Origin of the sequence: Streptococcus sp. UBA632, from assembly GCF_002300045.1 — a bacterium.
In the GTDB taxonomy this organism is placed as follows: Bacteria; Bacillota; Bacilli; order Lactobacillales; family Streptococcaceae; genus Streptococcus; species Streptococcus alactolyticus.
Genome location: NZ_DBPA01000017.1, coordinates 34,422 through 53,637 on the forward strand (window position 1 = coordinate 34,422; position 19,216 = coordinate 53,637).

Below are 19,216 nucleotides of genomic sequence, written 5' to 3' on the forward strand. Positions count from 1 at the left end.
TTTTTAGGTTTATTTTGTGCTATCACGTAAAGTCAAGTTGGTAGCTAGTCTTGTCATTGTTGGGACGGTGTGGCGTTTGATAAGTTGGCGATTTAAGATATCAACAGCTGTGCGTCCCATTTCTTCAGTATAGACTGTGATACTGGATAGAGCAGGAAAGACCTGCTTCGTTAGAGGTGTGTCATTGAAAGAAATGAGGCTGACGCGGTCAGGAACAGCAATATTAGCTTCTTGAAGCGCACGAAGGGCACCTATGGCTAGAGTGTCATTTGCAACAAAGAAAGCTTGTGGAAGGTCGTCGCCCAATTTTTCGATAGCTTCTTTCATCAAAGCGTATCCTGATGGGGCAGAAAAATCTCCTACAAAGACATAGTCAGGGTTATAGAGATTATTTTCGTAAGCATAGTTTTTAAAGGTACGGAAACGTTGGTCGACAATGAGTTCTTTTTGGTCAGTTGTACGTTCTTCCCCAGCAATCATCCCGATTTTAGTAAATCCTTTTTTCATGAAATAATCGAGAACCTTGACAACGGCGTTATCAAAATCCGTAGTGACGCAAGGGTGACCAGCATTTAAAGTATCACTATCAACGAAAACTAGGTTTTTTGAATGATTTTCTAGACTGTGAATTTGTTGGTCTGAAAATTTACCAATAGCGATAATCCCGCTAACACTTTCTGAAATCGTTAGAATGTCATTGTTAAAATAGCGTACAACGTCATAACCCAGTTCTTGAGCACGTTTTTCAAGACCAATACGAATGCTGTAATAGTAAAGGTCGTTTAACTCTTCTTGTTCACTATACCATTGGACAATGGCAATCTTTTGACGTTCTTGTGTGATGTTTGTGTTGCGTTTGTGTTTTTCGTAACCTAATTCTTCAGCAACTGTCAAAATACGGTGACGTGTCTCTTCACCAACTGAGAGGGTTTTATCTTTATTAAGGACACGTGAGACGGTCGCTGATGAAACATTTGCTAGCTTTGCGATATCTTTTAATGTAGCCATAGGTCATCCCTTCTTTCTTGATAGTATTATATCACATCATTAGGAAAAATAAAACTTTTAAGTAAAACTTTAGTAAATATCATTGACATGTTTTAACTAAGACAGTAAAATGAAACCGTAATCATAATAAAGCAATAAAAAAAGGAGACCCTCATGAATACGAAAGAACTTAATCAAGCTTTTATTAATGTTTTTGGAACAGAAGCCGATGCTACATTTTTCTCACCAGGTCGTATTAATCTAATTGGTGAACACACTGACTACAACGGTGGTCACGTATTCCCTGCAGCTATCACTCTTGGAACATACGGGGCAGCTCGTAAACGTGATGATAAAGTTTTACGTTTTTATTCAGCTAACTTTGATGATTTAGGTATTATTGAAGTGTCACTTGATAATCTTACTTTTGATAAGAAAGATAGCTGGACAAATTATCCAAAAGGTGTCATTAAATTCTTGCAAGAAGCTGGTCACAAAATTGATAGTGGTTTTGAACTTTACGTCAACGGTAATATTCCAAATGGTTCTGGCTTGTCATCATCAGCCTCACTAGAACTTTTGGTCGGTATCGTAGCCGAAGAATTATTTGACCTTGAAGTTGAACGTTTAGACTTAGTAAAAATTGGTAAACAAACAGAAAATAAATTTATCGGAGTAAATTCTGGTATCATGGACCAATTTGCCATCGGTATGGGTGCTGACAAACAAGCTATCTACCTTGATACAAATACATTAGAATATGAACTTGTTCCACTTGATCTTGGTGACAATGTCATTGTCATCATGAATACTAATAAACGTCGTGAGCTTGCTGATTCAAAATATAACGAACGTCGTGCAGAATGTGAAAAAGCAGTAGAAGAACTTAACCAAGTGCTTGATATCAAGACATTGGGTGAACTTGATTTGCAAAGTTTTGACGAATATAGCTATCTTATTAAAGATGAAAATCGTCTCAAACGTGCCCGCCATGCTGTCTGGGAAAATCAACGTACCCTTCAAGCCAAAGAAGCTTTGATGGCTGGTGAACTTGAAAAATTTGGTCGTTTGGTGAATGCCTCACATGTCTCACTTGAGCATGATTATGAGGTAACAGGTATCGAACTTGATACCCTTGCTCACACTGCTTGGCAACAAGAAGGAGTTCTCGGAGCTCGTATGACAGGAGCGGGATTCGGTGGCTGCGGTATTGCTATTGTTGCTAAAGATAAAGTTGATGAATTTACTAAAAACGTTGGGCAAGTTTACACTGAAACAGTTGGTTATGCGCCAGCTTTCTACATTGCTGAAATCGCTGGTGGTTCACGTGTCTTATCTAGAAAATAATTAAGATTAGAGAGATAAAATGAAACTTTTAGATACTTTTGTCGCTAAGGTAATTGAAGCAAGCGACTATACAGAAGATGATATGTTTTACTTGCGTAACCGTGTCCTAGCCCTTGTGGGTGAGGATGGAGCAGAGCAAGAAACGCAAGAAACAGATTTAATTGCTCTCAAAGAAGAGTTGGTTGACTTAGCTGTAAAAAATGGCAAAGTCGGCGAATTAATGGCAGAAAAAGATTGCTTGGGTGCTGAATTGATGAACTTCATCACACCAATCCCGAGTCAGGTGAATCGTCGTTTCTGGGACACTTATGCTAAATCTCCTCAACAAGCTGTCGCAGATTTTTATGACCTAAGCAAACGTAATGACTACATTAAAATCGCTGCAATTGCCAAAAATATTGCCTTTACGACGCCGTCACAATACGGTGATATTCAGATTACGATTAATTTATCAAAACCTGAAAAAGACCCTAAAGCAATTGCTGCTGCTAAGTTAACCAAGGCGTCTTCTTATCCAAAATGTCAGTTATGTATGGAAAATGAAGGCTATCAAGGTCGAATTAATCACCCAGCGCGTGCTAATCACCGCATCATTCGCTTGAATCTTGGCGATGAAAAATGGGGCTTCCAATACTCACCATATGCCTATTTTAATGAACATTGCATTATCCTAAATACTGAGCATGTGCCGATGGTTATCAGTAAAAATACTTTTGCGCAGTTACTTGATATTGTCGATATTTTCCCAGGTTACTTTGCTGGGTCAAATTCAGACTTGCCAATCGTCGGTGGGTCAATCTTGACACACAATCACTATCAAGGTGGTCGTCATGTCTTTCCAATGGAAATAGCCGAGCTGGACAATGAATTTCATTTTAAAGGTTATTCTGATGTGACAGCAGGTATTGTCAAATGGCCAATGTCAGTGCTTCGTTTACGTAGTCAAAACAAGGCACGCTTGGTTGAGTTGGCTGAAAAAATTCGTTTGGCATGGTACGATTATTCTGACGAAAGTGTTGATGTATTAGCTTATACAGGCGACACACCACATCACACAGTTACTCCAATTGCACGCAAACGTGATGGTCAATTTGAACTGGATATCGTTCTTCGAGACAATCACACGACAGCTGAATTTCCAGACGGTGTTTATCATCCACATGCTGATGTGCAACACATTAAAAAGGAAAATATTGGACTTATCGAAGTTATGGGGTTAGCTATTTTACCGCCACGTCTGAAAGATGAACTGCTAGAAGTTGAAAAATATCTTTTGAACCAGTATAATGAAATCGCTGACTATCATAAAGATTGGGCAGATGAGATTAAAAAACGTACGGATATTACGGCTGATACAGTGCATAATATTGTACAAGAAGAAGTTGGACACGTTTTTGTTCGTGTTCTAGAAGATGCCGGTGTTTACAAACGTGATGAAAAAGGTCAAAAAGCCTTTATGCGTTTTGTAAATAGCATTGGGTTAGAATAGGAGAAATAAATGTCAATTTTAGTGCTTGGTGGAGCTGGCTACATCGGCTCTCACATGGTTGATCGTTTAATTGAAAAAGGTGAAGAAAAAGTTGTTGTTGTCGATAGTTTGGTGACAGGACACCGTGCAGCGGTTCATCCTGACGCAAAATTCTATCAAGGAGATCTTGCTGATCAAGATTTCATGCGTAAGGTTTTCACAGAAAATCCTGATGTGGATGCTGTCATTCACTTTGCAGCTTATTCATTGGTTGCAGAATCAATGGAAAAACCATTGAAATACTTTGATAACAACACTGCTGGCATGATTAAATTGCTTGAAGTGATGAATGAATTTGGTGTTAAATACATTGTTTTCTCATCAACAGCAGCAACTTATGGTATTCCAGATGAGCTTCCAATCAAAGAAACAACACCACAACGCCCAATCAATCCATACGGTGAAAGTAAACTCATGATGGAAACTATTATGAGATGGGCTGACCAAGCTTATGGCATTAAGTTTGTCCCACTTCGTTATTTCAATGTTGCTGGTGCTAAACCAGATGGTTCTATCGGTGAAGACCATGGACCAGAAACACACTTGTTGCCAATTATTTTGCAAGTAGCACAAGGTGTTCGTGAAAAAATCATGATTTTTGGTAATGATTACAACACACCGGATGGTACAAATGTGCGTGACTACGTTCACCCATTTGACTTGGCAGATGCTCATTTACTTGCTGTAAAATATCTTCGCGAAGGTAACCCATCAACAGCCTTTAACCTAGGTTCTTCAACTGGTTTTTCAAACCTTCAAATCCTTGAAGCAGCTCGTAAAGTAACTGGTAAAGAAATTCCAGCTGAACTTGCAGACCGTCGCCTTGGTGACCCAGATACGCTTATCGCATTATCAGATAAAGCGCGTGAAATCCTTGGTTGGAAACCTCAATTTGACGATATTGAAAAAATCATTGCATCTGCTTGGGCATGGCACTCAAGCCATCCAAATGGCTATAACGACAGATAAAATGTTAAGGCATCAAGTCTAAACTTGGTGCTTTCTTATGACGCTAGAAAAAGGATGAAAAACGCCTTGATTTCGGGCATTTTTACGGTCAATTCTTGCGTTGGGTAGGTAATTTTGGTATAGTAAAATTTGACCTTATAATTTTGGAGGATAGATATGGGAACAATTATTATGTTGGTTGTGATGATTGGGTTGCTTTGGTTTATGCAACGTTCACAACGCAAACAAGCTCAAGAACGTCAAGATCAGCTTAATGCTTTAAATAAAGGCGATGAAATCGTTACAATCGGTGGTCTTTACGGTATCATTGACGAAGTGGATACAGATAACAAAAAAATGGTCTTGGACGTTGATGGTGTTTATTTGACTTTTGAATTAAGCGCTTTGAAACGTGTTGTAAACAAAGCAGCTCAAGATACCATTGAAACAACTGTTATCGAAGAAGTGGAAACACCAGTTGAAGAAGATCAAGCTATTGAAGCAGATTCTGATTCTGATACAGCGGTTAAAAGCGAAGACTAAAAATCAAGTCAGGTGGAAAAACCATCTGATTTTTTCTTTTGGCCTGAGGACTGTGGGTAAAAACTATGTAAAACTGGGTAATAAGTAGAGAAAAAATACGCGTTTTATGATAAAATATAACGAGCATATACTTGGTAAGGAATTTTTATGTTTAATTTTAGAAGAAAAGAAAAAACGCCTCATCTAGATAAGATTCCCAACCATATCGGGATTATCATGGATGGTAATGGTCGTTGGGCAAAAAAACGCATGCAGCCTCGTGTGATGGGGCACAAAGCGGGAATGGATGCCCTTCAAGAAGTCACAATAAAAGCGTCACAGCTAGGTGTTAAGATTTTAACCGTTTATGCTTTTTCAACTGAAAATTGGTCACGTCCTGAAAGCGAAGTGTCCTTCATCATGAATTTACCTGTGGAATTCTTTGATAAATACGTCCCAGAATTGAATGCCAATAACGTTCGGGTGCAAGTGATTGGGGATACCAAGCGACTTCCAGAAGCTACTTTAGGTGCTTTGAATCGTGCTTGCGAAACAACCAAACACAACTCAGGCTTGATTTTAAATTTTGCCTTGAATTATGGTGGTCGTGCAGAAATCACAGAAGCGGTGAAAATGATTGCGCAAGAAGTATTGGAGGCTAATATCAGTCCTGATGATATCACAGAAGAAGTGATTGCCAATCACCTGATGACCAATCATTTACCATATTTGTATCGTGACCCAGACTTGATTATCAGAACAAGTGGCGAGTTGCGTCTGAGCAATTTCTTGCCTTGGCAATCGGCTTACAGTGAGTTTTACTTCACACCTGTTTTGTGGCCTGATTTTAAAGGGGACGAATTGGTGAAAGCTATTGAATCGTATAACGAGCGTCAGCGTCGTTTTGGTGGAATATAGAAAGGACTAACATGAAACAACGTGTCATTTGGGGGGCAATTGCCTTAGTTATTTTTCTGCCTTTTCTACTGTGGGGCGGCTTATCTTTTCAGGTTTTTGTAGGTCTGTTAGCGATGATTGGTGTCGCTGAGATGTTACGCATGAAGGAACTAGAATTCTGCTCACTTGAAGGGGCTTTAGCCATGCTGGGTGCTTTTGTTTTGACGGTGCCTTTGGACCACTATTTCCCATCATTGCCGATTGATTCGAGTTTCTCAGTTTATGGGATTTTGGTTTTCTTATTGTTAGCAGGAACGGTTATCAACAGCGATGACTATTCGTTTGAGGACGCGGCTTATCCGATTGCCTCAAGCCTTTACGTTGGTATTGGTTTCCAAAATCTTGTTGCTGCTCGAATGAGCGGTCTGGATAAAGTCTTGTTTGCCCTCTTTATTGTGTGGGCGACGGATATTGGCGCTTACATGATTGGTCGCCGTTTTGGTACGCGTAAGCTCTTGCCAAAAGTATCGCCTAATAAAACCATCGAAGGTAGTTTAGGCGGTGTGGTTTGTGCGATGGTGGTATCACTTGTCTTTATGCTGGTTGATAAAGCCGTTTATGCGCCGCATCATTTGTTGGCGATGCTGCTTTACGTTGCTTTATTTAGTGTTTTTGGGCAATTTGGTGACTTGGTGGAAAGTGCTATCAAACGTCATTTTGGGGTGAAAGACTCTGGAAGATTGATTCCTGGGCATGGTGGTATTTTGGACCGCTTTGATTCAATGATTTTTGTTTTCCCAATTATACACCTTTTTGGTCTATTTTAAACACGATTTAATAGGGTATTGATAATCCCTGTTCTGTTAGAAGAATAGGAATTCTATCATTTTTCCTGCCGTATGGAAAGGAGTCAAATGCTCGGAATTTTAACCTTTATTATTGTTTTTGGTATTTTAGTGGTGGTTCACGAATTTGGGCATCTCTATTTTGCCAAAAAATCTGGTATCTTGGTTAGAGAATTTTCAATCGGAATGGGTCCTAGGATTTTCTCGCATATTGACAAAGAAGGTACCGCTTATACCATTCGTATCCTGCCTTTAGGTGGTTATGTGCGAATGGCAGGCTGGGGTGAGGATACAACTGACATTAAAACAGGAACGCCTGCCAGCCTCACGCTAAACGCAGACGGTGTGGTGACGCGTATCAATTTATCGCAAAAACAATTGGACCGCACTGCTCTTCCAATGAATGTGACGTCGTATGATTTGGAAGACAAACTTGAAATCACTGGTTTGGTATTGGACGAAACCAAAACTTACGCCGTTGATCATGATGCGACCATCGTGGAAGAGGACGGCACGGAAATTCGTATCGCTCCCCTTGATGTTCAGTATCAAAATGCGACTGTTTGGGGACGTTTAATCACTAACTTTGCAGGGCCTCTAAACAACTTTATTTTAGGAACAATTGCTTTTATCGTCCTTGTCTTTATGCAAGGTGGGGTTCCAAATACAGCGTCTAACGTGATTCAAGTGACGCCAGATGGTGCCATGCAGGAAGCTGGTGTTAAAAGTGGTGACCGTATTTTAAAAATCGCCAATTACGAGGTTTCAAATTGGGATGACTTGTCTGATGCCGTTTCAAAAGCGACCGACCATTTGTCAGAGGGTGATACCATTGACGTGACGGTCAAGACCACATCAGGTTCGGTTGAAAATGTGGCTGTTCGTCCAAAAAAGAACAATGGCAGTTATTTAATCGGCGTTTCCCCTGGTCTAAAAACAGGTTTTTGGGACAAGGTGACAGGTGGCTTTAAACTCGCTGGCCAAAGTGTGACAATGATTTTAAGTGCCTTGAGAAGCCTGATTTCCCAATTTAGCTTAGACAAGCTAGGTGGCCCAGTTGCTATCTACGAAGCGTCTAGCCAAGCCGCATCAAACGGTTTAATCTCTGTTGTTTATTTGTTAGCGACCTTGTCAATGAATTTAGGTATTGCCAATTTGATCCCTATCCCAGCTTTGGATGGTGGTAAAATTTTGATGAATCTGATTGAAATGGTTCGAGGAAAACCGCTAAAACAAGAAACAGAAACGTATATTACCTTGGCAGGAGTTGCCATCTTGTTTGTTTTGATGATTGCGGTCACATGGAATGATATCATGCGTGTCTTTTTCTAAAGGCAGCTGACTACAATTCGTTACTATAATTATTTTGGAAAGGAATTTAGGCGATTTTGCCATAAGAGGATAAGTAAGCTAAGGTTAGATGAAAAGCTTGCTTATTTTCATGAAAATCGCCATTATCGTGTTATGAAACAATCACAAATGCTTATCCCTACACTTCGCGAAATGCCAAGTGATGCCCAAGTTATTAGCCATGCTTTGATGGTTCGTGCTGGATACGTTCGCCAAGTATCAGCTGGTATCTATGCCTACCTTCCTTTAGCGAACCGTACGATTGAGAAATTCAAAGCCATTATGCGCGAAGAATTTGAAAAAATCGGTGCCGTTGAAATGTTAGCACCAGCGCTTTTAACCGCTGATTTGTGGCGTGAATCAGGTCGTTACGAAACTTACGGTGAAGACCTTTATAAATTGAAAAACCGTGACAAATCTGACTTTATCCTTGGTCCAACACATGAAGAAACCTTCACTAGCTTGGTGCGTGATGCGGTTAAATCTTACAAGCAATTGCCACTAAATCTCTACCAAATCCAATCAAAATACCGTGATGAAAAACGCCCTCGTAATGGCTTGCTTCGTACGCGTGAATTTATCATGAAAGACGGTTATAGTTTCCATGCGGATTACGATGGTTTGGATGTGACTTACGAAGAATACCGCAAAGCTTATGAAGCTATTTTCACGCGCGCGGGTCTTAATTTCAAAGGTATTATCGGTGACGGTGGTGCCATGGGTGGTAAAGATTCTCAAGAATTTATGGCGATTACACCAGACCGTACAGACCTTGACCGTTGGGTAGTTCTTGACAAATCGATTGCCTCAATGGACGAAATTCCTGAAGATGTTTTAGAAGATATCAAGAAAGAATTGGCATCATGGTTGGTATCAGGTGAAGATACGATTGCTTACTCAACAGAGTCAACTTACGCTGCTAACTTGGAAATGGCAAGCAACGAATACAAACCAAAAACAAAAGTGGTTGCTCAAGAAGACGTTCAACGTGTGGAAACACCAAATTGCAAAACCATTGACGAAGTGGCTGCTTTCTTGAACGTGCCAGAAAGCCAAACCATTAAAACCCTTCTATTCATCGCTGATAATGAGCCTGTAGTGGCGCTTTTGGTTGGTAATGACCAAGTCAACGAAGTGAAATTGAAAAACTATCTTGGGGCTGATTTCCTTGACCCAGCTAGCGAAGAGGACGCTGTTAAAGTCTTTGGAGCAAACTTTGGTTCACTTGGACCTGTTCAATTGCCAGAAAATATGCGTATCGTGGCTGACCGCAATGTTCAAGATGTGGCAAATGCAGTTGTTGGGGCAAATGAAGATGGTTACCACTTAACAGGTGTCAACCCAGGTCGTGATTTTGAGGCAGAATACGTTGATATTCGCGAAGTCAAAGAAGGTGAAATCTCACCAGACGGTAAAGGAATGCTTAAATTTGCGCGTGGTATTGAAATTGGTCACATTTTCAAATTGGGAACGCGTTATTCTGAAAGCATGGGTGCAACGATTCTTGACCAAAATGGTCGTGCTGTGCCAATTATTATGGGCTGCTACGGTATCGGAGTTAGCCGTATCTTGTCAGCTGTGATTGAACAACACGCTCGCCTCTTTGTGACGAAAACACCAAAAGGTGCTTACCGCTTTGCGTGGGGTATTAACTTCCCTAAAGAATTGGCACCATTTGATGTGCACGTCATCACTGTCAATGTGAAAGACGAAGCTGCTCAAGCATTGACAGCTAAAGTTGAAGCAGATTTGGTTGCTAAAGGTTACGAAGTCTTAGTTGACGACCGTAATGAACGCGTTGGTTCTAAATTCTCAGATAGCGACCTTATTGGTTTGCCAATCCGTGTCACTGTTGGTAAAAAAGCTGAAGATGGTATCGTCGAAGTGAAAATCAAGGCAACTGGTGACACTATTGAAGTCAATGTAGAAAACCTCATTGAAACCCTTGATATTTTAACCAAAGAACAATAATCCTTAACAATCTGGACCTTGGGTTCAGATTGTTTTGTCTTTACCCAAAAGGGGCAGCTTAATATCGAAAAAAGTCCTATTTTATGGTAAAATGAAAAAAATACGCTTTTGACAAAGGGAAACATGACACGTGTTTCCTCTTTTATTCAGTCCTTGTGGCTAGTTAGTTTTTGGAATTGAGGTCGTTTACGCATGATGTCAGAATTGTTTAAGAAATTGATGGAGCAAATTGAGATGCCGCTTGAAATGCGACAATCGCCTGCTTTTTCATCTGCCGATATTCGTGAGGTCAAGGTGCATTCTGTTTCTCGCCTTTGGGAATTCCATTTTTCATTTGCAGAAATTTTGCCTATTGAAATCTACCGTGAACTGTCTTATCGTTTGGTTCAGACCTTCAAACAAGCCGATATTAAGGCGACCTTTGACATTCAAGCAGAAACGGTTGATTTTTCACAACCCTTATTGCAAGCTTATTATGAGGAGGCTTTTGAACACGCACCTTGTGACAGTGCGAGTTTTAAAGCGTCTTTTAGCAAATTAAAAGTGGCTTATGATGGGCAAAAAGTGGTGATTGAAGCGCCAGCTTTTGTCAACAATGGGCATTTTCGCAAAAATCATCTGCCCAATCTCACGCGTCAATTTGAAGCCTTTGGCTTTGGTCGGGTGGCTTTTGATATTCATTCGGATGAGGTAATGACGCAAGCCTTGACGGAGGATTTTACTTCTAATCGTGAGGCTATAGTGGAAAAAGCGGTGCAGGACAACCGTGAAGCCGTGAAATCATTAGAAGCAACCATACCGCCAGTTGAAGAAGCACCAAAACCAGCCCCTGACTTTAGAGAACGTGCTAAACAGCGTCAAGCAGGATTTGAAAAGGCTGAAATCACGCCAATGGTCGAAGTGACCACGGAAGAAAATCGTATCGTCTTTGAGGGAATGGTGTTTGATGTGGAGAAAAAGACCACACGAACAGGCCGCCACATCATCAATTTCAAAATGACAGACTACACCTCTAGCTTTGCCTTGCAAAAATGGGCTAAAGACGATGATGAATTGAAAAAATACGATATGATTGCCAAAGGTGCTTGGTTGCGTGTGCGTGGAAATGTGGAAAACAACCGATTCACCCATGCCTTGACCATGAATGTGCAAGATGTCAAAGAAATTGTGCACCATGAGCGCAAGGACCTCATGCCAGAAGGTCAAAAACGAGTGGAATTTCACGCTCATACCAATATGTCCACCATGGATGCCTTGCCAACCGTGGAAGAATTGATTGATACTGCTGCGAAATGGGGGCATAAGGCTGTTGCCATTACCGACCACGGCAATGTGCAAAGTTTCCCGCATGGTTATCATAGGGCTAGGAAAAATGGAATTAAGGCGATTTTTGGCTTGGAAGCCAATATCGTTGAGGACAAGGTGCCAATTGCTTACAATCCTGCTGATTTGGACCTAAACGAAGCGACTTATGTCGTGTTTGACGTGGAAACCACAGGACTTTCTGCGGTCAATAACGATTTGATTCAGATTGCGGCGTCTAAGATGTACAAGGGCAATATCGTCGAGCAATTTGATGAATTTATCAATCCAGGGCACCATTTATCTGCCTTTACAACTGAGTTGACAGGGATTACGGATAATCATGTCCGCAATGCTAAACCAATTGAACAAGTCTTGCAGATGTTCCAAGATTTCTGCAAGGATACCATTCTCGTTGCTCACAATGCCACCTTTGACGTTGGTTTTATGAATGCGAACTATGAGCGTCACGGTATGCCAACGATTACCCAGCCTGTCATTGACACGCTGGAATTCGCCCGCAATCTTTATCCAGAGTACAAACGCCATGGTTTGGGACCATTGACCAAGCGTTTCCAAGTATCGCTTGAGCATCACCACATGGCCAATTACGATGCGGAAGCTACGGGTCGCCTGCTCTTTATTTTCTTGAAGGAAGCCCGTGAGAAGCACGGTTTGACCAATATGATGGATTTAAACACCAAGCTGGTTGCTGAGGATTCTTACAAAAAAGCCCGTGTCAAGCACGCCACTATTTACGTGCAAAACCAAACAGGTTTGAAAAATATGTTCAAGCTGGTCAGTTTGTCAAATGTGAAATATTTTAAAGGTGTGGCGCGTATTCCAAGAACAGTTTTAGATGCTCACCGCGAGGGCTTGCTTGTAGGAACGGCTTGTTCGGAAGGAGAAGTCTTTGATGCGGTCTTGTCATCGGGGGTTGATGCAGCGGTCAAGGTGGCACAATACTATGATTTTATCGAAGTGATGCCGCCAGCTATTTATGCTCCTTTGCTGGCTCATGGCACCATTAAGGACGAAGAAGGCATTCATCAGGTCATTCGGGATTTGATCGAGGTAGGCCGCCGTTTGAAAAAGCCCGTTTTAGCGACGGGAAATGTGCACTATATCGAGCCTGAGGATGAGATTTACCGTGAAATTATTGTCCGAAGCTTAGGGCAAGGGGCCATGATTAACCGTCCTATCGGTCGTGGTGAAGATGCCAAGCCTGCTCCACTGCCTAAGGCTCATTTCCGCACCACCAATGAAATGCTGGATGAGTTTGCCTTTTTGGGTGAGGAGTTGGCTTATGATATCGTCATAACCAATACCAATGCTTTTGCAGACCGTTTTGAAGAGATTGAAGTGGTCAAAAAAGATTTGTACACGCCTTTCCTTGATAAAGCCGAAGAGCGCGTGGCGGAGATGACCTACCAAAAAGCCTTTGAAATTTACGGCAACCCATTGCCCGATATCATTGATTTGCGGATTGAAAAAGAACTGACGTCTATTTTGGGGAATGGCTTTGCCGTGATTTACTTGGCGTCACAGATGCTGGTTATCCGTTCCAATGAGCGTGGGTACTTGGTAGGTTCGCGTGGGTCTGTTGGGTCAAGTTTTGTGGCGACCATGATTGGGATTACCGAGGTTAATCCTATGCCTCCGCACTATGTCTGCCCAAATTGCCAACACTCAGAATTCATCACAGATGGTTCCGTGGGGTCTGGCTATGATTTGCCAGATAAAGATTGCCCAGAATGCGGCACTCGTTACAAAAAAGATGGCCACGACATTCCTTTTGAAACCTTCCTTGGTTTTGATGGGGACAAGGTACCCGATATTGATTTGAACTTCTCAGGGGACGACCAGCCATCTGCTCACTTGGATGTGCGTGATATTTTTGGGGAACAATATGCCTTTCGTGCAGGAACCGTTGGTACTGTTGCGGATAGGACGGCTTACGGATTTGTCAAAGGCTATGAGCGTGATTATGGTAAATTCTACCCTGAAGCTGAGGTGGAACGCTTGGCACAAGGCGCAGCTGGTGTCAAACGGACGACAGGACAGCACCCAGGAGGGATAGTCGTTATTCCAAACTACATGGATGTTTACGATTTTACCCCTGTTCAATACCCAGCCGATGATTTGTCAGCGGAATGGCAGACCACGCACTTTAACTTCCATGATATCGATGAAAACGTCTTGAAACTCGATATTCTCGGTCATGATGATCCGACCATGATTCGAAAATTACAGGACTTGTCAGGCATTGATCCCAAAGACATTCCAGCGGATGATCCCGATGTCATGGCCCTCTTTTCTGGTACAGAGGTGCTTGGTGTCACACCAGAACAAATTGGAACGCCGACAGGTATGCTGGGAATTCCAGAGTTTGGGACTAACTTTGTTCGAGGCATGGTCGAAGAAACCCATCCGACCACTTTTGCGGAATTGCTCCAGTTATCAGGGCTTTCACACGGTACTGACGTTTGGTTGGGAAATGCCCAAGATTTGATTAAAGAGGGCATTGCGACTCTAAAAACCGTTATCGGATGTCGTGACGATATCATGGTTTACCTCATGCACGCAGGTTTGGAGCCAAAAATGGCCTTTACCATTATGGAGCGCGTGCGTAAGGGCATGTGGTTGAAAATTTCAGACGAAGAGCGCAATGGCTATATCACTGCCATGCGTGACAATCATGTGCCTGACTGGTACATTGAGTCTTGTGGAAAAATCAAGTACATGTTCCCTAAAGCCCATGCAGCGGCTTATGTGTTGATGGCGCTCCGCGTGGCTTATTTCAAGGTACATTATCCTTTGTATTATTACTGTGCCTACTTTTCAATTCGTGCCAAGGCTTTTGAGCTTAAAACCATGAGTGCAGGTCTTGATGCGGTGAAAGAACGCATGGAGGATATTGCTGCCAAACGCAAGGCCAACGAAGCCTCTAACGTGGAAATCGACCTATACACCACCTTGGAATTGGTCAATGAAATGCTTGAGCGTGGCTACACCTTTGGTCAATTAGACCTTTACCGTAGCGATGCAACTGAGTTTATCATTGACGGCAACACCTTGATACCACCATTTATTGCCATGGATGGATTGGGTGAAAACGTTGCCAAACAAATTGTCAAAGCGCGTGAAGAGGGCGAATTTCTCTCAAAAATGGAACTCAGAAAACGTGGTGGCGTGTCTGCTACATTGGTTGATAAAATGGACGAAATGGGCATTCTTGGCAACATGCCAGAAGATAACCAATTAAGTTTATTTGATGACTTTTTATAGATGTTAAGCGTCCCTAAAAACGAGCAAAGGCATTTTGTTCATTTTTTCGTAAAAGCAAGGAGAAAAGATGTCTGAATTAACAAATCAAGCTGTGAAAGCCATGGTCGTCATGCGTAAGGCTTTTCGGACCATTGATACCACGGTGTCAGAAACCTTTAAAGCCGACGGCCTCACCCCGACCCAATTTAGCGTGCTGGATGTGCTTTATAGCAAGGGGCCTATGAAAATCGGAGAGCTGTTGGAAAGCATTTTAGCGACTTCGGGCAATATGACTGTTGTCATCAGAAATATGGAGAAAAAAGGCTGGGTCACGCGCACCACTTGCCCTAATGACAAACGTGCTTATTTAGTCACGCTGACAGAGGAAGGACGCCAAGTCATTGAGCGTGCCCTGCCGCACCACATCACCAAAATCGAGGAAACCTTTGCCGTTCTCATCCCTCAAGAACAGCTTGAACTCATTCGCTTGCTCAAAAAATTCAAACCGCGTGAGCATAATCATTTACAAAAGCCAAAATAAAGCATACAATAAGCCTATAGAAATTACTATGTAGTGATAAACGAGTTATCGCTTGTATTAAGGAGAAAACGTATGAAAAAAGTATTATTTATTGTTGGTTCATTGCGCAAAGGGTCTTTCAATGAACAATTGGCTGAGAACGCCAAAAAAGCCTTGGCAGGCAAAGCAGAAGTTAGATACCTTGATTGGTCACAAGTTCCAGTCTTTTCACAAGATTTAGAGGCTCATTTGCCAAAAGCAGTCCAAGATGCTCGTCAAGCTGTTTTAGACGCAGATGCGATTTGGATCTTTTCTCCTGTTTATAACTTTGCTATTCCAGGTTCTGTTAAAAATCTTTTGGACTGGCTATCTCGTGCGTTAGACTTATCTGACCCACGTGGACCATCAGCAATCAACGAAAAAGTCACAACCGTTTCTATCGTAGCAAACGGCGGCCACGAACAAGTGGCAGAAAGCTACCGTGCCTTGCTTCCATTTATCCGTACCCAATTTGTTGATAACATCACCATGTCACATATCAACGATTCAGCTTGGGCAGATGGTGTATTTGTTCCAACAGCCGAAGTGTTAGTTGATCTTGACAAGCAAGCAGCGGCTTTATTAGCAGCTTTAGATTAAAATGGCAATGAAAAAACGGCCTTGCCCATGAGGGGCAAAGTCGTTTTTTCGATGCTTATTAGTCAATAATGAGCATGCCTTCTTTAACGGCAAATGGATTTTTAGGGTCAATGTGGTCGTAGAACATGATACCGTTTGTGTGGTCGATTTCGTGTTGCACAACGATTGAATTGTACCCTTTTAATTTAACGCGGTGTTTTTCACCGTTCTTGTCAAAATATTCCACAGTAACGCGTGCATGACGGACAACATAGCCTTCGACAACACGGTCAACAGACAAGCAGCCTTCACCATCAGCAAGCGCAGCATCTTGCACAGAATGTGCTACAACGCGAGGGTTGTACATAACCTCTTGCAAGCTGTAAGCTTCTTCTGGTGGGTTGCCGTCTTTGTCCTCAGGATTTGGCACAAGAACAGCAATAATGCGTTTTGAAATGTCCAATTGTGGAGCGGCTAAACCAACACCACCACGCAAGCCCATTTTTTCAGCCGTTACAGGGTCTTGTGAATTTTTCAAGAATTGTAGCATTTTTTCGCCTAGGATGATTTCCTCGTCAGACAATGGGAAAGTTACGTCTTGCGCAACGGCACGAAGGGTTGGATTTCCCTCACGAATGATATCATCCATATTGATTAAATGACTCGGTTTGACTAATTTTTTAATAGCAGACATAATTCCTCCTCTTTTCATTCTCTAATAACACTATAGCACAAAACAAGGCAAGTAGAAAGCTAAAGGCTTAATTCGTGATTTTGAGGGCGATTAACTGGCTCATATCTTTGATGCGGTAGTAGGGTTTTTCTTTTTCGATAATGCCCAAATCAATCAGCTCATGAATCACGCGCAGCAAATGGCGGTAGCTAACACTAAACGAATCCGCCAGACTCTTTAATTCTAAGGTAAATAAGCCCTTGTCCTCCACCGCTAAAATATGCGTGGCTAAGCGTTCTTTCAAGGTGTAATTTAGGTTGGTCGAAGCACGGATATTTTGGTCGTAAAGCGATTGCGCCAAGCCCTTGCTGAGGTTTAATAGCAAGGTATTATCTGCCAGCAATTCCTCGCGAATGCCCGCCAAGGGAAGTTGGACCACCACCGTGTCCTCAAGTGTAATCACTGATGATACCACAGGCTGATTAGTCAATAACTCAATATCCCCAAGCAAGGTTGGCTTGTCTTTGATGTCTAAAATGTGCTCCTTGCCGTTAAACAAACGACGGACAATTTTGACTTTGCCTTCCACAAAATAAGAAAGAGCCGTCAACTCTTCCCCTTGGTGGCAAATGGCTTCCCCAGCAGGTAGCCTAAAAACGTGTAATTTATCAAAATAGTGTTCTGGAAAAATCGACTTTAACTGGTATTCTTTGGTAAGCGCTTCTAGCGACACGTAACCCTCCTCATGTGACAAAAGTCCTATTTTTATGTGTCAACATTGATTATACTTGTTTTAGCCAAAAAAACAAGTAAGGAGTTGTTATGAAAACCTTTTTAGAGAAATTGAGCTTATTATCTTTATCTCTGATGCTCGTTTCGACCTTCTCAACCTCGACAGCATTACCGCAAATGATTGCGACTTATCAACAACAAGGCTATGCGACAAGCCAAGTTGAGTTTCTTTTTTCGATTACCTCATTTACAATCATGGGCATTTTGATTTTAAATCCTTTTTTAAATCGTGTCTTGTCTGAACGTGTGAGTGTTATCATTGGTTTGCTTTTAATTGCTTTTGGTGGTAGTTTGCCTGTCGTTCGTCAAGATTACAGCCTTGTGGTGGTATCACGTATCTTGTTGGGAATTGGGATTGGCTTGATTAACTCTCGTGCCATTAGTATCATCAGCGAAACCTATGAGGGACACGAACGCGCCCAAATGCTTGGTTTGCGTGGGTCTTTTGAAGTTTTGGGAAGTGCCTTTTTAACAGGAATCGTTGGTTTCTTGGTTCCGATTGATTGGTCTTGGGCTTTTATCATCTACCTATTTGCTTTGCCTATTTTGTTCTTTTACCTTCTTTTTTCTCCCAAAAAACGCACAACGGAAAAAGTGGTTCAAGAACGTTCTTCAGCCAAATTCACCAAAGATGACATTTTCTTTATTGTCGGATTGTCGTTGCTTGCTGGTTTTGTGATTAACATCAATAGTGCCAATAGCCTTCGTATTCCAGTTATTATCGACCAATTGCACCTAGGAAGTCCTAGCCAAGCCAGTATGATTTTAAGTGGTATGATGCTCATGGGGATTTTGTCAGGTTTCCTCTTTAAGAGCTTGTTGTCTTATTTCAACAGACACTTGATTACCGTGTCGCTTATTCCATTTGCCCTTGGTTTGTTTATGCTTGGTTTTGCTCAAAACCTTTGGATCATGCTACTAGGTGCTATGTTATCAGGCTTCTTGTATAGTATCATTGTGACAACCGTCTTTAACGTTGTTTCTAATAAAATGCCTGCTCAGCTCATTGGTGATGCCACAACCTTGATTTTGCTCTTTTGTAACTTTGGAGGAGCCAGTGCGGCCATTACCTTAAACCTCTTTTCAAAAATTAACCCACACCCAGCCTTTGCCTTTATCATTTATGGTGTGATTAGCTTGGTGATTAGTTTGATTTTAGCTTTAAAAGCTTACTTTTCACGCAAAACGGTGTGTGTTAATTCGTAAAAAAAGAGCAGGTATTTTTGAGAGATAGAGAAAAAATCTTTGACAAAATCAGTCATTATCTGCTACAATAATCGGTGTCGTAAGACAAGTAACTTTTTCTTGGTTGTAGGAAACGCCAAACCCTATGACTCGGATGAAGCATTATAAAGGAGAAAAAATATGGCAATCTCAAAAGAGAAAAAAAATGAAATCATCGCTCAATACGCACGTCACGAAGGTGACACAGGTTCAGTTGAAGTTCAAGTAGCTGTTCTTACTTGGGAAATCAACCACCTTAACGAGCACATTAAACAACACAAAAAAGACCACGCTACTTACCGTGGATTGATGAAAAAAATCGGTCACCGTCGTAACCTTTTGGCATACCTTCGCCGTACAGACGTTAACCGTTACCGCGAATTGATCGCATCACTTGGACTTCGTCGCTAATCACAAACGACTGT

The 19,216-nt window shown here is 41.7% G+C and carries 16 protein-coding genes; 13 read left to right on the forward strand and 3 right to left on the reverse strand.

Annotated features, from left to right (window positions below; all coding sequences use genetic code 11):
• Nucleotides 1–9: 9 nt before the first annotated feature.
• Nucleotides 10–1,008 carry a LacI family DNA-binding transcriptional regulator gene (locus B3473_RS01885; protein ID WP_058813611.1) on the reverse strand — a complete coding sequence of 333 codons (999 nt, stop codon included), beginning with the start codon at nucleotides 1,006–1,008 and terminating at the stop codon, nucleotides 10–12.
• A 153-nt stretch (nucleotides 1,009–1,161) separates the two neighbouring features.
• Here B3473_RS01885 and B3473_RS01890 point away from each other — a divergent pair, with 153 nt between their 5' ends.
• From B3473_RS01890 to B3473_RS01940, 11 genes are all read left to right on the forward strand, one after another.
• Nucleotides 1,162–2,334 (forward strand): galactokinase, encoded by a 1,173-nt coding sequence (locus B3473_RS01890; RefSeq protein WP_058813612.1) that lies wholly within the window; start codon nucleotides 1,162–1,164, stop codon nucleotides 2,332–2,334.
• A 19-nt stretch (nucleotides 2,335–2,353) separates the two neighbouring features.
• The gene (gene galT / locus B3473_RS01895; RefSeq protein WP_264879641.1) at nucleotides 2,354–3,823 is read left to right on the forward strand and encodes a UDP-glucose--hexose-1-phosphate uridylyltransferase; all 1,470 of its coding nucleotides are present in this window, start codon (nucleotides 2,354–2,356) and stop codon (nucleotides 3,821–3,823) included.
• 9 nt (nucleotides 3,824–3,832) lie between these two features.
• Nucleotides 3,833–4,831 (forward strand): UDP-glucose 4-epimerase GalE, encoded by a 999-nt coding sequence (gene galE, locus B3473_RS01900; protein ID WP_154454108.1) that lies wholly within the window; start codon nucleotides 3,833–3,835, stop codon nucleotides 4,829–4,831.
• Between the two features lie 156 nt (nucleotides 4,832–4,987).
• Nucleotides 4,988–5,353 carry a preprotein translocase subunit YajC gene (gene yajC / locus B3473_RS01905; RefSeq protein ID WP_154454107.1) on the forward strand — a complete coding sequence of 122 codons (366 nt, stop codon included), beginning with the start codon at nucleotides 4,988–4,990 and terminating at the stop codon, nucleotides 5,351–5,353.
• A gap of 147 nt (nucleotides 5,354–5,500) precedes the next feature.
• Nucleotides 5,501–6,250 carry an isoprenyl transferase gene (locus tag B3473_RS01910; protein WP_264879652.1) on the forward strand — a complete coding sequence of 250 codons (750 nt, stop codon included), beginning with the start codon at nucleotides 5,501–5,503 and terminating at the stop codon, nucleotides 6,248–6,250.
• Nucleotides 6,251–6,261: 11 nt separating this feature from the next.
• Entirely contained in the window at nucleotides 6,262–7,056 is a 795-nt protein-coding gene (locus tag B3473_RS01915; protein ID WP_293651030.1) for a phosphatidate cytidylyltransferase, read from the forward strand.
• An 87-nt stretch (nucleotides 7,057–7,143) separates the two neighbouring features.
• Nucleotides 7,144–8,406 carry an RIP metalloprotease RseP gene (gene rseP / locus B3473_RS01920; protein ID WP_293651031.1) on the forward strand — a complete coding sequence of 421 codons (1,263 nt, stop codon included), beginning with the start codon at nucleotides 7,144–7,146 and terminating at the stop codon, nucleotides 8,404–8,406.
• Nucleotides 8,407–8,538: 132 nt separating this feature from the next.
• Nucleotides 8,539–10,395, forward strand: coding sequence for a proline--tRNA ligase (locus B3473_RS01925; protein WP_293651032.1), 1,857 nt, complete (start codon nucleotides 8,539–8,541; stop codon nucleotides 10,393–10,395).
• Between the two features lie 195 nt (nucleotides 10,396–10,590).
• The gene (locus B3473_RS01930; protein ID WP_154454158.1) at nucleotides 10,591–14,985 is read left to right on the forward strand and encodes a PolC-type DNA polymerase III; all 4,395 of its coding nucleotides are present in this window, start codon (nucleotides 10,591–10,593) and stop codon (nucleotides 14,983–14,985) included.
• A gap of 67 nt (nucleotides 14,986–15,052) precedes the next feature.
• Complete coding sequence (locus B3473_RS01935; RefSeq protein ID WP_154454103.1) at nucleotides 15,053–15,505, forward strand: MarR family winged helix-turn-helix transcriptional regulator; 453 nt, start codon at nucleotides 15,053–15,055, stop codon at nucleotides 15,503–15,505.
• A gap of 72 nt (nucleotides 15,506–15,577) precedes the next feature.
• On the forward strand, nucleotides 15,578–16,123 hold the full coding sequence (locus B3473_RS01940; RefSeq protein ID WP_154454102.1) for an NADPH-dependent FMN reductase: 546 nt from the start codon (nucleotides 15,578–15,580) through the stop codon (nucleotides 16,121–16,123).
• Nucleotides 16,124–16,181: 58 nt separating this feature from the next.
• On the opposite strand, the gene def is transcribed toward B3473_RS01940, so the two are convergent.
• On the reverse strand, nucleotides 16,182–16,796 hold the full coding sequence (gene def, locus B3473_RS01945; protein ID WP_154454101.1) for a peptide deformylase: 615 nt from the start codon (nucleotides 16,794–16,796) through the stop codon (nucleotides 16,182–16,184).
• Nucleotides 16,797–16,863: 67 nt separating this feature from the next.
• The gene (locus B3473_RS01950) at nucleotides 16,864–17,508 is read right to left on the reverse strand and encodes a cyclic nucleotide-binding domain-containing protein (RefSeq protein WP_167829242.1); all 645 of its coding nucleotides are present in this window, start codon (nucleotides 17,506–17,508) and stop codon (nucleotides 16,864–16,866) included.
• A gap of 89 nt (nucleotides 17,509–17,597) precedes the next feature.
• Between B3473_RS01950 and B3473_RS01955 the strand changes: the two genes are divergently transcribed.
• Nucleotides 17,598–18,773, forward strand: a complete 1,176-nt coding sequence (locus B3473_RS01955; protein WP_154454099.1) for an MFS transporter — start codon at nucleotides 17,598–17,600, stop codon at nucleotides 18,771–18,773.
• Between the two features lie 159 nt (nucleotides 18,774–18,932).
• The gene (gene rpsO, locus B3473_RS01960; RefSeq protein ID WP_003063161.1) at nucleotides 18,933–19,202 is read left to right on the forward strand and encodes a 30S ribosomal protein S15; all 270 of its coding nucleotides are present in this window, start codon (nucleotides 18,933–18,935) and stop codon (nucleotides 19,200–19,202) included.
• Nucleotides 19,203–19,216: the final 14 nt, after the last annotated feature.

Bases quoted from the DNA above. Each gene is read 5' to 3' on its own strand.
- def (WP_154454101.1), bottom strand. From the start codon at position 16,796: ATGTCTGCTATTAAAAAATTAGTCAAACCGAGTCATTTAATCAATATG.
- rpsO (WP_003063161.1), top strand. From the start codon at position 18,933: ATGGCAATCTCAAAAGAGAAAAAAAATGAAATCATCGCTCAATACGCA.
- B3473_RS01885 (WP_058813611.1), bottom strand. From the start codon at position 1,008: ATGGCTACATTAAAAGATATCGCAAAGCTAGCAAATGTTTCATCAGCG.
- B3473_RS01935 (WP_154454103.1), top strand. From the start codon at position 15,053: ATGTCTGAATTAACAAATCAAGCTGTGAAAGCCATGGTCGTCATGCGT.
- B3473_RS01930 (WP_154454158.1), top strand. From the start codon at position 10,591: ATGTCAGAATTGTTTAAGAAATTGATGGAGCAAATTGAGATGCCGCTT.
- B3473_RS01955 (WP_154454099.1), top strand. From the start codon at position 17,598: ATGAAAACCTTTTTAGAGAAATTGAGCTTATTATCTTTATCTCTGATG.
- yajC (WP_154454107.1), top strand. From the start codon at position 4,988: ATGGGAACAATTATTATGTTGGTTGTGATGATTGGGTTGCTTTGGTTT.
- B3473_RS01890 (WP_058813612.1), top strand. From the start codon at position 1,162: ATGAATACGAAAGAACTTAATCAAGCTTTTATTAATGTTTTTGGAACA.
- rseP (WP_293651031.1), top strand. From the start codon at position 7,144: ATGCTCGGAATTTTAACCTTTATTATTGTTTTTGGTATTTTAGTGGTG.
- B3473_RS01915 (WP_293651030.1), top strand. From the start codon at position 6,262: ATGAAACAACGTGTCATTTGGGGGGCAATTGCCTTAGTTATTTTTCTG.
- galT (WP_264879641.1), top strand. From the start codon at position 2,354: ATGAAACTTTTAGATACTTTTGTCGCTAAGGTAATTGAAGCAAGCGAC.
- galE (WP_154454108.1), top strand. From the start codon at position 3,833: ATGTCAATTTTAGTGCTTGGTGGAGCTGGCTACATCGGCTCTCACATG.
- B3473_RS01925 (WP_293651032.1), top strand. From the start codon at position 8,539: ATGAAACAATCACAAATGCTTATCCCTACACTTCGCGAAATGCCAAGT.
- B3473_RS01940 (WP_154454102.1), top strand. From the start codon at position 15,578: ATGAAAAAAGTATTATTTATTGTTGGTTCATTGCGCAAAGGGTCTTTC.
- B3473_RS01910 (WP_264879652.1), top strand. From the start codon at position 5,501: ATGTTTAATTTTAGAAGAAAAGAAAAAACGCCTCATCTAGATAAGATT.